Below are 15003 nucleotides of genomic sequence, written 5' to 3'. Positions count from 1 at the left end.
CAGAGATATGTTTACCAAAGATGCACTCGACAACCTAATCCTATCTAAGCGCACAGTACTATGTGTTGGCCTCGATACAGATCCGGCAAAAATTCCGGCCCACATTACAGGTACTATAAGGCAAAGAGTGATGGAGTTCAACACATCCATCATTAAAGCTACTCATAAATATTGTATCGCCTATAAAATCAACACCGCGTTTTATGAAGCGATGGGTGCAGAGGGTTGGCAAATTTTATTTCATACTGCCGAATATATCAAATCGCATCATTCTCAGCACTTTTTAATAGCTGACGCAAAGCGTGGTGATATTGGCAATACCGCTGAACGCTATGCGAAAGCGTTTTACGACGAAATGCCCTTTGATGCCATAACGCTTTCGCCCTACATGGGTATCGATACTGTGGAGCCATTCATCCGTAGGGGAAAATTTGCCATCGTCCTTGCACTTACCTCTAATACGGGGTCATCTGATTTTCAACTACAACCTATGGACGATGGAAAGCCCCTTTACCAGAAGGTACTTGAAAAATTTTCAGCAAAATTTGGTAAAGACGAAATTATGTTCGTTACCGGAGCTACTCACGGTACTATAGTTAAAACGGTTAGAAGTTTGGTTCCAAATCATTATCTTTTAATTCCTGGTGTGGGAGTGCAAGGGGGCGACTATCTAACTACGCTCAGTAATGCCTTGAACGAATCAGGTGCAGGAGTCTTTATCAATTCAAGCCGCGAAATTCTATACGCATCTTCTTACGAAGATTTCGATGTAGCAGCAGCTGTTGCAGCTTCAAAATACAACTTTTAAAATAATTATATTTTGTTACTAATGTATAGGTGGATATTTTCTAAATTACTGAATTTCAAATTTAAAGAAGATAGGAAAAAATTCTAATTTTCAATCAAATAATTTATTTGTAGTTACATTTACAAGTAAATTCAAAAAACAACATTTTGAAAAAATAGCAAAAAATATTTAAAAAAATTACATAATTGGTTTTAACATAAAATTGCTAAAAAAGAATTCGAACAAATTATTTGAAAACTTTGTGTTTAAAAGTATCTTTGTCATGTAAATTTAAGGCATCATGATTACTTACACACTCGGATGGTTCTTGTTTTTAATTGTTTTCTTGATGGGATTCGGTATGCTCATCTTCCTCTCATTGTTTATTGGATACTGGCTAACATTAGTGTCTATAGAGCAGATAAATCCGAAACTCGCCCACAAAATCATCGGACACAAAGAAAAAGAATAGCCCTCTTGGCAAAATATATTTAAAATAAAAAAGAGGCTCAACAGCCTCTTTTTTGTTATATACATTGTTTTATTAATAAAAATCTACGTGATCTCATTATTGGCATTAAAAAGATATTCTAAACAAACTCTATCGCTCAAATTTTCGGTCACAAAAAACCTTCAAGAAGTTGATCGAATACTTCATATTTTGTTACATGAAATGGGATATCGATTTGTAACAGGTAATAAATGGGAGCTTGCTGGACCTTCAGCCTTTAGTCTTTATCGCCTAAGATGGATACCTGAGAGATTTATGGATGTCAATATATTAAAAAAAAATGAGAATGAAACAGAAGTAGAACTCCTCGTTTCTTATTACTTATTAAGGCGTAGGTTTAAATGGAAAATCGATTCCATATTGATGAATGAATTACATATTATAAAAGATGTTCTTACGCATAGCAATTTAGATTCTAAAATTCGGGACGAAGTATTCATAAAAAGTCTTGACTCTGGAAAGAATTCCTACAACTATTTCCTGCTTTTTATTATCGTAATAATTACTGCTTTACTCGTTATTTTACTATTCAGTATACCTGGAAATGCAAAGTGGATTTTCATTGGAATATTTTTAATTATTCAAGTTTTTTTGCTGTACTGGTTTCGCGCACAGAATAAGATTTGAAATATATAAGGATAAAACGGAAATTTGTAAATGAAATCCTCTGATTTTCTGAATGATTTTATTGAATATCTCAAACTGGAAAGAGGCTTATCACAAAATACTGAAAAATCTTATACTACTGATATACAGAAGTTTTTAGATTGGATTGATAAAACAGGTAAAAATGTATTAAACATTACATTAAGCGATTTAGAAACATTCATTCGGGAATCAACTACAGGTTTAAAATCGCGTTCAATAGCTCGTCAGATAACTGCTATCCGACAATTTTATAAATTCTTGCAAATCGAAGAATACCTTCAAGAAAATCCTGCGGAATTATTAGAACTTCCAAAGCTCGAAAAATACCTACCTGAAGTATTGAATGTTGATGAAATCAATCGAATTATTGAGGCTATAGATGTTTCTACTGATGAAGGATTTAGAAACAAAACAATCATAGAAGTACTTTATGCCACAGGAATACGAGTAAGTGAGTTAGTTTCTCTTAAATTAAGCGATATATACTATGAAGAAGGATTGATAAAAGTGACTGGAAAAGGTAATAAACAACGTTTTGTACCAATCCATCAAAATGCATTACATCTTTTAGATATATATACTAAAGAAATACGAACAAAAGTCATTGATGAAAAAAAAAGTAAAAATTACGTTTTTTTAAATAGGAGAGGTGCACCTCTTACACGCGTTATGATATTTACATTTATTAAAAAATATGCCGAAGAAGCAGGGATTCAAAAGAAAATTTCACCTCATACCTTTCGACACAGTTTTGCTACACATTTGGTAGAGGCTGGAGCTGATCTAAGAGCCGTTCAGGATTTACTAGGTCATGAGAGCATATTGACGACAGAAATCTACACACATTTGAGTCAGAAACATCTGCGAGATATGATCAATACCTATCATCCCAGGTCAAATAAAAAAATTACTTTTCCCAAAAAAGATATTTAAATTATCAAATTTATGACAGTATTTTTGTCATAAAAAATCCAAATGGAGATTCTTGCTGAAAATATTCGCCTCTTGCGCAAGCGCAGACGACTATCGCAAGAAGAATTGGCCTCAGCCGTAGGAATCACCCGGTCAGCAATTAATTCCTATGAAAATAGACTAGCAGATCCACCTCTGCCGGTTTTAGTACGATTGGCTGAATTTTTTAAAGTCAGCATTGACCGATTGGTGCGGCAAGACTTGTCGAAACTACGCGAATCAGAACTCAGCGAAATCGATCGCGGAATCGACCTAGATGTACTAGGTCGTAGGCTCCGCATCTTAACTACCACCGTAGATGCAAACAGCGATACACTTACAGAGTTAGTCCCTGAAAAAGCAAAAGCCGGCTACACCACAGGATATTCTGACCCTGAGTTTATAAAAGAACTGCCCGTTATCCAGCTTCCCTTTTTGTCAAAAAACCGAAAATTTAGGGCTTTTACTATTTCGGGCGACAGTATGCCACCGGTGGGCAACGGAGATATTGTAATAGGCGAATATGTCGATGATTGGCTAAGTATGAAATCAAACATCCCTTACCTACTCGTTACGAGAAATGAGGGAATTGTTTTTAAAATTGTGAAAAACCTTCTGAATGAATCGGGCACTTTCCTTTTAATTTCTACCAATGTAGCCTACAGTCCATATACGATACCTGCTGATGAAGTTCTAGAAATCTGGAAGTTTCGATATTTCATCAGTTCTGAATTAGCTACCACTGAGCCCTCCAAAGAGGCTATTTCTAAATCGCTCAGAACGATACAAGAAGACTTGTCGAGCATCAAGCGACATTTAAATGTTCCCTGATTTTCAAAGTATCTCTGGTTTGAAAATAAAACTATTGGAAGCTGTGGCAGTATGCTGTAGCTTGTTGTACACATGGCTATTGGCTGATGGCAACATGGCCTGCTGGTGGTTTGCCATTGTGGGGTCAATGATTTATGTATTTATAACTTTTTCAATGGGTTTAGTAGCCGAGGCAGTGCTTCACTTCTTTTATTTACTCACTGCTATTTATGGACTCTTTAATCGAGGTAGTTGGGTAGAGGAGGGGGTACACTCATCACTTACAGCTGCTACACATGCATCAGCTATAGCTATCTTGGGAATACTTACTTTAATTTCAGGCCACTTGCTTCAGAAGATAAAAGGGGCAGCAGTCACATATCTCGATTCTTTTACTACGCTATTTAGCTTCTGGGCTACTTGGTTGATGGTAAATTTTTATCCGGAAAACTGGCTGTATTGGATTGTAATAGATGCTGCTTCGGTAGTCTTGTACCTCAGCAGAAGGTTATATTTATCTTCCTTACTCTTCTTCTTTTACACCCTGCTCGCCATCAGAGGCTGGCTGCTCTGGACGCAGTATTAATTTAAATTTTTCTTTTTTAAAGTTTCTTCTATTCCACGCAGCATATCGTTTACAGAATTTTCCCAGCTGTGGCTGCGCGCAAAGGCGATTCTTCGTGCTTTTAACTGATTATCATGTTTTTCCGATAGGGCCTTTTCGATAAGCGTCAAATAATCGTCGGCAGTAGTAGCTAAATGTACATAGCCTTCGAAAGCTTCCATTGCTTCAGTGCGCGTAGCTACAGTCGGTTTACCCATCGCGAGGTATTCGTCGATTTTGCGTGGATAATTACCGATAGTCATCGGATTAATTTCTTGTGGATTGATGGCCACATCGAAGAAGTACAAATATCTGGGCAGTTCTTCGGGTTTTCGAGGTCCGAGGAAGTGAACATTAGCCATTTGATGCAGGGGAGAAGCTTTAAAGTGCTCATCTTCAGGACCCACAAATACAAATTGCCAATCAGGTCGAGCTTTGGCGATTTTTTCCAGCAGAGCAAGGTCGAGTCTCAGCTTGAGCAGTGCACCGATATAGCCGATGATCGGACCTTGAATGTGCTGCATTTCGGCGGGTTTATCGTATGATTTCTCCGGGTCAAAGAGGTCGAGTTCACACCCTTGACCGATGTAATAGCTATTAGGATTATACCTGGCGCAGTAATTTTTCAGATAAATGCTGTTAGCAGCAGCCATATCGCTTTTTGCAATAAGAAGTGGCTCTATGCGCGTGCCGTGCTTTTTGAAGTAATCGGTTGAAATCAGATTGTCGCGCGAGTAATAAATGCTAAAGACGGGATTCAGAAGTTCTTTCATGTAAAAACTGCGAAACATATCGCTGTCGTTAAAGAGAATAAAATCTTTGAATCCAACGTGTTTCAGAGCAAATTTTACTTCTTTCGCCTGTCTGCGGTTGTTTATTTTATTAAAGAAGTCAAACAGTGGTCCATCAGGCAGCCAGTTGATGCTTTCAAGTACGACCCGTGGTGTAAATGTGATAAGCCGATCATTGATATTTTCAAATGGTTTGATCCTTCTTTTCAGTATGCTTTTGCGATACTCGATGTGCTTACGGTCGTTTGGCGAATTTCTCAGTATTGTAAATCTGTCTAAAGGAATATTTACGTACAAAACATTGAAGTTTTTACTCAATTCGAGAGCAATGTTTTTACAATTACTGCCAATAGGTGTATCCCAGGGCTGCTGGCCGAAAATGACAAAATTTTGTGAAGGTAGATGGAGCAACATTGTTAAAATGAATTATTCCTTCACAAACATATTTATTATTTGCAAATGCGCTTTATGATTTAAATGTTTTTTTTACTTCAAAAAACAACTGATAATTTCTTATAAAAACTTTTCGGTCATTTCGCAATGAATTATTTAAATCTTAATTGATTTTTATCATTTTTTAAGTGCATCATATCAGAGAATTTTACAAAAAATTGAAAGAAATGATACTCGGCATTTCCTACCCCATTCCTCAATCGTTAGAAAAGCTGTACTACCGATGTGAGCCACTTGAAAATTTCGTATTCAAGTACCCGGAGATACAGCATCTCTGTGCTTTTCACAATGTGAAAGAGCTTTATTTAATAGGATCAGCTGCAAGGGGACAGTTTAAAGAAGGCGATGACTTGGATTTTATAATTGACTTTTTGACGGATGAACATTCAGAGCGCAATGAAAAATTCGTTTCATTTAAAATAAGTCTTATGGAAATTTTAAACCAAGATATCGATCTATATGATGTAAAATATTTAACAGAAGACTTGATCAAAAAAGGAGATACTACAAGAATTTTGTTGTACCAAAAGAGTTAATAGTCATAAAAGTAATTTTCCGGAAATCCGAGTAAAAAAACACTTCTCCTACCACGAGTCAATGCAGTATAGAGCCAGCGCAAATACTCCAGTTCAACGGGTTGTTCTGAAGGCAAAAATGGCTTTTCGACAAATACCGTATCCCATTGGCCACCCTGAGCTTTATGTACTGTAATTGCGTACGAAAATTTCACTTGAATTGCGTTGGCATATTCATTATCTGTTACAATTTTTTTGTAATATTTACGAGCTGAATCTGCATATTTTTCCTCTGAAATATTTTTTAGTAAAAGTGCATATTCTTCATAACCCATAGAGGCGGACTCGCTGTATAAGGTATTTAAAAGCAAAATGGCATCGAAAGGCGGTTGGTCATCGATATCTGGCATACGGGCACGCACTTTTGCAAACCGAAACCCGTATTTTTCTTCAATTTTATATACTCTTAAAACCTCAAGAATATCTCCATTGGCTAAAAAGCCGGCAGGTGAAGTTTCTTCTAACCAGTAATAGTTGTTTTTCACTACCATAAGCCGATCTCCGGCATCTAATTCTGACTCCTTGAATAGTATTCTCTGTCTTATCTGTGCATTGTACATATTCGCTCGCTTGTTTGAGCGCACGAGTATTACGCTGTTATCCAGGTTTTTTGCGCTAAAGGCATCTGACAAATACTCAAAAATCTCTGCCTTGTCTTTTAAATCTCTGAAATCTGAACCGCGATAGAATGGAGGTAAAAAAAGGTTTTCGGAATTCATTGAATCTCTTAACCTTGTTGCATTAAGCAGAATCTTTGACCTGTCTTTCTGACGCACTACTTCATTGAGTTGGGCAGAAATGGTATTTACAAAGAAGTAGTTTTTCAGCAATTCTTCATTCAGAGCCGGGCTTTCTGATTGTTTAACTGGTGGTAGCTGCGCATGGTCGCCGATTAAGATCAATTTATTGCGCTGGCCGGTGAACACGTATTCGATGAGATCTTCAAGCAGGCTTGTTTCCGAATCTTCAGTCTGTAATCCGAGCATGGAGGCTTCGTCAATAAAATACAATGTATCGTTGTTTTGATTGATTTTCAACCTGAAGATAAACTTCCCTGACTTCGATGAAGTGTAATAAATGTGCCTATGAATGGTTGAAGCTGACAATGAGGCATATTGACTCATTACTTTAGCAGCTCTTCCTGTGGGTGCCAACAAAAAAAAACGAATCCGCTTCGGAAGGCTCTTAACTAAGGCAGTGATGAGAGAGGTCTTACCTGTACCGGCTGAGCCTCTCAAAATGAAGATTTGCGCATTTGAATCTGAAAGAAAATCAATAAGTTTTTTAGCTGCAACTTTTTGGTCAAGTGTAGGTTCATTGTTGAGCGCTTTAAAGATATTATCAATATTAATCATAGTTTAACAGAGCCTCCCGGGCTAAAATTTGATTTTTTGAATTTTGGTGTAGCTTTGTGCAAAGTTTTTCAAAAAGCTGTTATGAATCCAAAAGTAAAATTCACAGTAAACCTTCTTCTTGTCATAGGATCTGTATTTTTTGCCTACATGATTTACGCTTCAATTCGCAAGCCCATCGAATTCAATGAAATTAGAAAAAAGAGATACGAAAAAATAATTGATAGACTTAATTTGTTGCGCGATTTGCAAATCGAATACAGAAAAGTAAACGGATCGTATGCAAACGATTTCGATGCCCTTATCGCATTTGCTGATACTGGCAAAATCGCCATCGAAGAGCGCAAGGATTCTTCCTTCATGAGATATGATAAAACATATCAAACCGATATAGTAGTCGATACAGTAGTAATTCGCATTTTAGGATACCGCAGCGTACGAGAAGCTTTATTAGATGGAAAAGGAATTCAGGATATTAATGAGATACGCTATATTCCATTTACCGATAAAAAAGAATTCAAAATCGCAGCCTCTTCTGTCGAAAGAAATGGAATTGTACTTCCTACTTTCGAAATATCAGCTGCCGACACTGTAATTTTCGAGGATTTGAAAGGAGAATATGGTCAGTTTATCTCCAGAGAAAAAGCCCTAATACTCGGTAGTCTTACCGAACCAATAGTCAGCGGCAATTGGTAAAATTGGTTTATTAAAATTTGTCGAATTATCGTTGGAAATAGCATCAGGTTTACAGATTCTTCAAGAAACAGATTCTTTAAAAGTTCAGGAGCTTTTTTCAACGCATCCGGCTTTGCAAATGTCCATCAGAATAAAACCTGATGGCATTTCTTTTTTAATGGTATCGCATTCGCAACGACGAATTCTTTATTATAAAAATTATGCTGTAGATAATACCCCTTTGAAGATAAAATTGCTTGAAAAAGCCATTTTAAATGAACAACCATATTTGCTTTTTGCAGAAGCAATAAAATGGTCGTTTTATGCAGAGCAATTCACAATCGTTCCAGAAAATATTTACGATGCTAAACTGAACTATTATTACCTGAATTATACATGCGATCTAAAAGAAAATGAACTAATTGCCGCTGTTTATTCAGATGTAGTAAAGGCATATTTTGTTTTTGGTATCGATAATCAGTTGAATGAATTTATTACTAAATACAGCCCGTCAAGATTTAAGCTTGCAAACGTAACGGTAGCAGATAAACTTTTGAGAATGCAAGAGATTACGGGGCTTGGGGTATATGTAGATCTGCTAAAAGATGGATTTTTTATACTGATTGGCAATAAGGGAAAATTGATGCTTAACAATTTTTTCAAAACAGAAACTCCTGAAGATGTAGCCTATCATGTCCTATTTTGTGTGGAACAATTTGGATTGAATCCAGAAAAAATTCCTGTGTATTTAAGCGGTTTAGTTTCTGAAGGGGATCCTAAACACAAAATACTGTCGAAATTCATCAAAAACTGTGAGTTTACAGCATTGCCAAAAGGAGTAGATTTCCATCCCTTGGCAGGCGATAAAAGTGTACATCATATTGCCTTTACGCAAATTTGTGAAATTCTTTGATATGCGAATCATTAGCGGGAAATTTAAGTCGAAGCGCATCATTGCGCCTGCCCATTTGCCGGTAAGGCCTACTACAGATATGGCAAAGGAATCGCTATTTAATATACTGGCTAATCACTTTTATTTTGAAGACATTAAAGCTCTTGATTTATTTGCAGGAACGGGAAACATTACGTATGAATTGGCATCCAGAGGGTGTGAAGATATTACATCGGTGGATATAAACGGACTTTGTACAAAATTTATTTATGAAACGACTCAAAAACTGGGATTAAGAAACGTTAAAATTGTTCATCAAAATGCATTAGAATTTTTGTCGAAGGCTTATCATAAATATAATTTGATTTTTGCCGATCCTCCCTATGAGTTTGAGCCATATGAAGAAATAATTGAAAAAGTTTTTAATCGAAACCTTTTGACAAACGATGGCTTGTTGATAATTGAGCATTCTGAGCGCAAAGACTTTACGAATTCACCCTATTTTTACGACCATCGCAAGTATGGAAGCGTTCATTTCTCATTCTTTAAACCTGACGAAGAAGAAGACGATGAAGAAAAAAAAGCAATTGATTATTTTATGGTTGATAATCAGTTTTTTATCGGCTAATTATACCAATGCGCAAGAGCGGGTAAACACATCGAAATTTCGTCGCATTGAAGAGTGGAATACGCCCAATGCATATCGAACTGCTTCAGGTGCTCCTGGATTTAAGTATTTTCAGCAGCGGGTTGATTACAAAATTTCCATCGTTTTAGATGACAAAACACAATCTATATCAGGCGAAGAAGAAATCACCTATCTCAACCTTTCACCTGATGTTCTAACACACTTGTGGATTCAGCTCGATCAAAACATAAGCCGCGAAAACAGTACAGCTCGCCTTATCTCGAAGATGCGCATGAAAGACACCATCAGTGTAGAAGAGATGGCGTATTATTTTCCTGATTTTAAGGGTGGTTTCACCCTATCAGCAGTGGTAGACAAATCGGGCAGCAATGAAAAATACTACGTAAACGGCACCATGATGCGCCTTGATTTAAAAAAACCATTAAAACCTGGTCAGAAATACACCTTTAAAATCAAATGGTCTTATCCGATAAACGATCGGTTAAAATATGGAGGAAGATCGGGCTATGAGTATTTTCCAGCTGATGACAATTATTTATACGCCATTGCACAATTCTTTCCGCGCATGGCTGTGTACAACGACGACCGCGGTTGGCAAACACAGCAATTTCTCGGTCAAGGTGAGTTTACGTTTCCCTTTGGAGATTATGATGTGCGGATAACTGTTCCGGCAGACTTTGTGGTAGGTGCCACAGGTGAACTACAAAATGCTTCTCAAGTACTTTCGAAAGAGCAACTTAAGCGACTTAACGAGGCTAAGCACACCTTTGACAAACCAGTATTTGTTATAACACCACAGGAAGCTTCAGATAACGAGAAATCACGAACGACAAACACTAAAACATGGCACTTCAGAGCTAAGAATGTGCGCGATTTTGCCTTTGCGGCTAGCCGCAAGTTCATTTGGGATGCAATGGCTGTAAAGTTGGGCACAAATACTCCGCTGGCCATGTCCTTTTATCCAAAAGAAGGCAATCCATTGTGGGAAGAGTATTCTACCAGGGTGGTAGCCCATACGCTCAAAGTTTATTCAAAATACACCTTCGACTATCCGTATCCTGTTGCTATATCGGTACATACAGACCGCATTGGAATGGAATATCCGATGATTTGCTTCAATGGTGGACGCCCGAGACCTGACGGTACGTATAGCAAAGCCACCAAATACGGCATGATCAGCGTGATCATTCATGAAGTTGGGCACAATTGGTTCCCGATGATCGTAAACAGCGACGAGCGCCAATGGACGTGGATGGACGAAGGACTTAATACCTATCTGCAATATCTTGCAGAACAAGAATGGAAAGAAAATTACCCCTCAAGGCGCGGTGCTGCCCGCAACATTGTAGATTACATGAAAAGCGATCCTTCGACATTAGTGCCCATCATGACACAATCAGAGTCAATCCTCCAATTCGGAAACAATGCCTACGGAAAACCTGCCACAGGCCTGAATATACTTCGCGAGACCATCTTAGGCAGAGAACTCTTTGACCATGCTTTTCGCCATTACGCCAATCGCTGGAAATTTAAACACCCGACTCCCGAAGATTTTTTCCGCACCATTGAAGATGCCGTGGGCCAGGATCTGTCCTGGTTTTGGAGAGGATGGTTTTATACCACTGACGCTTGCGACCAATACTTGAAATCAGCCAGGCTTTTCGTACCTCAAATTGTTCACAAAAAAGATAATGTGTATGAGAAAGTTGAAACCTTTGAAAATCTGCCTGATGAAATTAAAAACAGATTGAGCCAAAACGAAAGAGAACTGATGCAGACCCCTTACTTTCTCGAGCTCACGATACAGAATAAAGGAGGTCTCATAATGCCTGTCATATTAAAATTCACTTTTGAAGATAGTGCCACACACGTTCTACGGTTACCAGCTGAAATTTGGCTTAAAAATGAAAAAGAATTCACAAAGGTTTTTCCCTTTGCTAAAAAGCCCGTACGTGTAGAATTGGACCCTGAACTTGAAACAACTGATATTGACACATCGAATAATCAGGTTGAAATTACCCGTTCGAATACCTTCTATATTTTTACCTTCAAAAATCAGGCTCAGTGAAAAGCAATAAAGTTTTCATCGGTGCACTTTCACTTGCGCTGATTGGATGTACAGTAAAACAAAAAACAACGGCTCGCACTGATGAGCTGCGCTTCGAATGGACGGAACAAACGACCTCTAAAACACCAACTAAACAAATAGATAAAACGCTAATCGAAACTCCTGAGCCTGCTCCAATCAAAATCTCCGCTCGCCAGTTTGAAAATTTTGACGACAAGGCAAAAGCCATTACAGATTTTACCCTCCAATGGGAAGGTACGCCCCACCGCATCGGAGGTATGAGTCGCGAGGGTATCGACTGCAGTGGATTTACGGTTCTGATGTATAAAGAGCTGTTTGACCACAAATTCACTTCTCGTCGCTCGGCCGATTTGTTTACAGAGGTCGATCCTGTTCCCAGAAAAGACCTAAAGCCTGGAGACCTCGTATTTTTCAAAATCTACGGACGACGCATCGATCACGTAGGCGTTTACATTGGCGATAGCGTATTTGCACATGCATCTGTACGAAAAGGCGTAATTTTTTCGAGATTAACAGAACCGTATTACGACCAACGATTTTACATGGGAGGCAGGGTAAAACAACCATCGAAAAACGAAAGCTCCTCAATCCAGTAATGCCATGAATTTTTTAAAAAAAATCTTTGGAAAAGAAGAGAAACAAACCCTTGACAAAGGACTTGAAAAAACCCGAAACTCCTTTCTCCATAACCTTGGAAAGGCCATAGCCGGTCGCTCAACTATTGACGATGAAGTTCTCGATGAGCTTGAAGAAATACTTCTAACAGCAGATGTAGGAGTACAAACTACACTAAAGATTATAGAGCGCATTCAAAACCGCGTAGCAAAAGATAAATATCTGGGAGCAAATGAATTAAATCGCATTTTACAAGAAGAAATCGCTGGTCTTTTGGCTGAGAAAGAAGATGCTCAGCAGAGTGAAATACCTGAAGGTATAAAACCATACGTTATATTGGTCGTTGGCGTAAACGGAGTTGGCAAGACCACGACCATAGGAAAATTAGCTGCACGATATAAAAAAATGGGCAAAGAAGTGGTGCTTGGAGCCGGAGACACCTTCAGGGCAGCTGCAGTTGATCAGCTCGTTACCTGGGGTGAAAGGGCTGGCGTACCAGTAATCAGGCAACAGATGGGCAGCGATCCAGCTTCAGTGGCCTATGATACTGTGCAGTCAGCTATTTCAAGAGGGGCCGATGTGGCCTTCATCGATACAGCGGGTCGACTGCACAACAAAACACATTTGATGAACGAGCTGGCTAAAATTCGGCGAGTTATTCAAAAGCTTATTCCCGAGGCTCCACACGAAGTCATGCTCGTAATTGATGCATCCACTGGTCAAAATGCCTTTGAGCAGGCAAAACAATTTAGCCAAGCTACACAGGTTACTTCATTGATCGTGACTAAATTAGACGGTACTGCAAAAGGAGGAGTCGTAATAGGCGTGAGCGACCAGCTCAATATTCCCGTTCGCTACATCGGAGTAGGGGAGGGCATCGATCATCTCCAGCCCTTCGACAAAATGGCTTTTGTAGAAAGCTTTTTTGGAAAATAATCTAAGATAGCGCCTAATGAATCCATCGGTGCTGATGTGTGTGCTCAATTGGGGGTATGGACATGCAGCCAGATGCACCATCATAGCGCAGCATTTGGTCAATAGTGGTCATAAAATTTACATCGCCTCTGATGGTGTTGCCCTCAGATTTTTACAAAAACACCTGCCCGAATGTGCGATTATTCCATTACCTGAATACAATATAAGATATTCAAAGTCAGGAAGATGGTTAATTCTGAAAATGATTGTTACATTTTTCAGAATGATACCCACCTTTGTGAAAGAATGGTTTGCAATACAAAGAGCAATTAATCGTTATAAACCCGATGTTTTAATCTCAGATACAAGACCCTTTTGCCACAGCTTAAAAGTTCCATCCATTTACATTACCAATCAGATCGAAATAAGACCCTTTACGCTCGGTTTCATTCATCGATTGCAAATAAAGAAGTTTAACCAAGTATGGATACCCGCCATTGAAGGCGACCCAATTGGCGGATTTACCACAAAAGTTTTTGGAAATCTGAAGAAAAAGGCTCATTATATCGGATACATTCCCAATTATCAAGATTTTACAACTAAAAAAAAAGAAAAAAAGTACTACATCGCAGCCATACTAAGCGGACCAGAACCCGCTCGAACAAATATGGAAAGTCTTGTATTACAGGAGTTTAAAAAAATAGACAAACCTACTGTACTGGTTAGGGGAGTGGCTGGGGGCAGTTCAAAGCCTTACTTTGAGTCACATACGTTGATTTTCGACTTTCTGACCTTAGAAAAAGTGGCCAAAGTGCTCTCAGAGTCTGAAATTTATGTGGGCAGAAGCGGCTTTAGCGGAATTAGTATGATGGTAGGGCTTGACATAAAAGCTATCGTAGTCCCTACGCAAGGTCAACCCGAGCAAGAGGCCAATGCACATCACTTGGCTCTGAATCGTCTGGCGATAGCAATGGATGAAAAAAATTTTAATTTAGCTAAAGCTTTGTGTGAATTAGAAAACATTTACTCACTCCAAAACATAAAAAACACACGTATACATTTTTCAGAACTTTTAAAAACATTAGCGCCATTAAAAAGATTATAGCAATAGACGCAGGACTGAAACGCTGCGGTATAGCAGAGACCGATGTGCTGCAAATCATCGCCTCGCCACGCGAAACGATTGAAACTCGGCAAATAGAAAAATTTTTAGAAAAAGTTCTTCAAAGTGAGCCTGTTGAAGCTGTGGTATTAGGCTATCCGATACGTTCTGACGGAAGCATTAACGAAGATGTGGAAGCAGTCTATCAAAAAATCACGCGCTTTCTTAAAGAAAAATTTCCAGCTGTTACCATTCATCGCATTGATGAGCGCTTTACATCGAAATTAGCTCAACGCGCCCTTATCGATTCTGGAATGAAAAAGAAAGACCGACAGAAAAAAGAAAATCTCGATCAGGTGAGCGCAGCCATCATCCTTCAGGATTTTTTAGAAGCAAGTAGATAAAACAGGAAATTTAAGCATTGCCCATTTTAAAGGTACCTGCTATAATTCTGGAGTATAAGCCTGAAACAATAATCACAAGGATTTTAAATAATTAATATAAAAAAATATATTTAACATAATATAAATTATGATTAAAATTTATTTTTGTGAAAATGTCGGTTGTATCGATGTGTTGCCGTT

General features: G+C 38.3%; 17 protein-coding genes. 15 read left to right on the top strand and 2 right to left on the bottom strand.

Annotation, left to right across the window (positions count from 1 at the left end; translation table 11 throughout):
* Positions 1–7: 7 nt before the first annotated feature.
* The 6 genes from pyrF to pnuC all read left to right on the top strand — a co-directional run bounded on the left by pyrF (position 8) and on the right by pnuC (position 4293).
* The gene (gene pyrF, locus ACK4EX_RS11230) at positions 8–808 is read left to right on the top strand and encodes an orotidine-5'-phosphate decarboxylase (protein ID WP_409772838.1); all 801 of its coding nucleotides are present in this window, start codon (positions 8–10) and stop codon (positions 806–808) included.
* A 280-nt stretch (positions 809–1088) separates the two neighbouring features.
* Positions 1089–1259, top strand: coding sequence for a hypothetical protein (locus ACK4EX_RS11225; protein ID WP_160160511.1), 171 nt, complete (start codon positions 1089–1091; stop codon positions 1257–1259).
* An 87-nt stretch (positions 1260–1346) separates the two neighbouring features.
* Positions 1347–1925, top strand: coding sequence for a hypothetical protein (locus ACK4EX_RS11220; RefSeq protein WP_409772835.1), 579 nt, complete (start codon positions 1347–1349; stop codon positions 1923–1925).
* A 30-nt stretch (positions 1926–1955) separates the two neighbouring features.
* Positions 1956–2879: a site-specific tyrosine recombinase XerD gene (xerD, locus tag ACK4EX_RS11215; protein WP_409772832.1), complete on the top strand. Its 924-nt coding sequence runs from the start codon at positions 1956–1958 to the stop codon at positions 2877–2879.
* Positions 2880–2921: 42 nt separating this feature from the next.
* Positions 2922–3728: an XRE family transcriptional regulator gene (locus tag ACK4EX_RS11210; protein WP_409772830.1), complete on the top strand. Its 807-nt coding sequence runs from the start codon at positions 2922–2924 to the stop codon at positions 3726–3728.
* Positions 3729–3747: 19 nt separating this feature from the next.
* Positions 3748–4293, top strand: coding sequence for a nicotinamide riboside transporter PnuC (gene pnuC, locus ACK4EX_RS11205; protein WP_409772828.1), 546 nt, complete (start codon positions 3748–3750; stop codon positions 4291–4293).
* On the opposite strand, the gene ACK4EX_RS11200 is transcribed toward pnuC, so the two are convergent.
* Positions 4290–5516 (bottom strand): glycosyltransferase, encoded by a 1227-nt coding sequence (locus ACK4EX_RS11200; protein ID WP_409772826.1) that lies wholly within the window; start codon positions 5514–5516, stop codon positions 4290–4292. The two genes, pnuC and ACK4EX_RS11200, sit on opposite strands and share 4 nt — an antisense overlap.
* A gap of 206 nt (positions 5517–5722) precedes the next feature.
* On the opposite strand from ACK4EX_RS11200, the gene ACK4EX_RS11195 reads away from it, so the two are divergent.
* Positions 5723–6091: a nucleotidyltransferase family protein gene (locus ACK4EX_RS11195; RefSeq protein WP_409772823.1), complete on the top strand. Its 369-nt coding sequence runs from the start codon at positions 5723–5725 to the stop codon at positions 6089–6091.
* Here the strand turns inward: ACK4EX_RS11195 and ACK4EX_RS11190 are convergent.
* Complete coding sequence (locus ACK4EX_RS11190) at positions 6088–7485, bottom strand: ATP-dependent RecD-like DNA helicase (protein WP_409772821.1); 1398 nt, start codon at positions 7483–7485, stop codon at positions 6088–6090. The genes ACK4EX_RS11195 and ACK4EX_RS11190 overlap by 4 nt on opposite strands.
* Positions 7486–7566: 81 nt before the next feature.
* Here ACK4EX_RS11190 and ACK4EX_RS11185 point away from each other — a divergent pair, with 81 nt between their 5' ends.
* Genes ACK4EX_RS11185 through ruvX form a run of 8 tightly spaced genes read left to right on the top strand, consistent with a single transcriptional unit; the run spans position 7567 to position 14823 of the window.
* The gene (locus ACK4EX_RS11185; protein ID WP_409772820.1) at positions 7567–8178 is read left to right on the top strand and encodes a hypothetical protein; all 612 of its coding nucleotides are present in this window, start codon (positions 7567–7569) and stop codon (positions 8176–8178) included.
* A 31-nt stretch (positions 8179–8209) separates the two neighbouring features.
* Positions 8210–9070, top strand: coding sequence for a DUF3822 family protein (locus ACK4EX_RS11180; RefSeq protein ID WP_409772818.1), 861 nt, complete (start codon positions 8210–8212; stop codon positions 9068–9070).
* Between the two features lies 1 nt (position 9071).
* Positions 9072–9677 carry a 16S rRNA (guanine(966)-N(2))-methyltransferase RsmD gene (gene rsmD, locus ACK4EX_RS11175; protein ID WP_409772816.1) on the top strand — a complete coding sequence of 202 codons (606 nt, stop codon included), beginning with the start codon at positions 9072–9074 and terminating at the stop codon, positions 9675–9677.
* The gene (locus tag ACK4EX_RS11170) at positions 9619–11766 is read left to right on the top strand and encodes a M1 family metallopeptidase (RefSeq protein WP_409772814.1); all 2148 of its coding nucleotides are present in this window, start codon (positions 9619–9621) and stop codon (positions 11764–11766) included. Before rsmD ends, ACK4EX_RS11170 begins: the two co-directional genes overlap by 59 nt.
* Positions 11763–12383 carry a C40 family peptidase gene (locus tag ACK4EX_RS11165; RefSeq protein ID WP_409772811.1) on the top strand — a complete coding sequence of 207 codons (621 nt, stop codon included), beginning with the start codon at positions 11763–11765 and terminating at the stop codon, positions 12381–12383. The genes ACK4EX_RS11170 and ACK4EX_RS11165 overlap by 4 nt, the downstream gene beginning before the upstream one ends.
* A 4-nt stretch (positions 12384–12387) precedes the next feature.
* Complete coding sequence (gene ftsY / locus ACK4EX_RS11160) at positions 12388–13338, top strand: signal recognition particle-docking protein FtsY (RefSeq protein WP_409772808.1); 951 nt, start codon at positions 12388–12390, stop codon at positions 13336–13338.
* Positions 13339–13354: 16 nt separating this feature from the next.
* Positions 13355–14422, top strand: a complete 1068-nt coding sequence (locus tag ACK4EX_RS11155) for a glycosyltransferase family protein (RefSeq protein WP_409772806.1) — start codon at positions 13355–13357, stop codon at positions 14420–14422.
* Positions 14398–14823 carry a Holliday junction resolvase RuvX gene (gene ruvX, locus ACK4EX_RS11150; protein WP_409772922.1) on the top strand — a complete coding sequence of 142 codons (426 nt, stop codon included), beginning with the start codon at positions 14398–14400 and terminating at the stop codon, positions 14821–14823. Before ACK4EX_RS11155 ends, ruvX begins: the two co-directional genes overlap by 25 nt.
* Positions 14824–15003 lie beyond the last annotated feature (180 nt).

Source organism: Thermaurantimonas sp. (assembly GCF_046299575.1).
Classification (GTDB): domain Bacteria; phylum Bacteroidota; class Bacteroidia; order Flavobacteriales; family Schleiferiaceae; genus Thermaurantimonas.
This window is presented reverse-complemented; position numbering and strand designations above follow the sequence as displayed.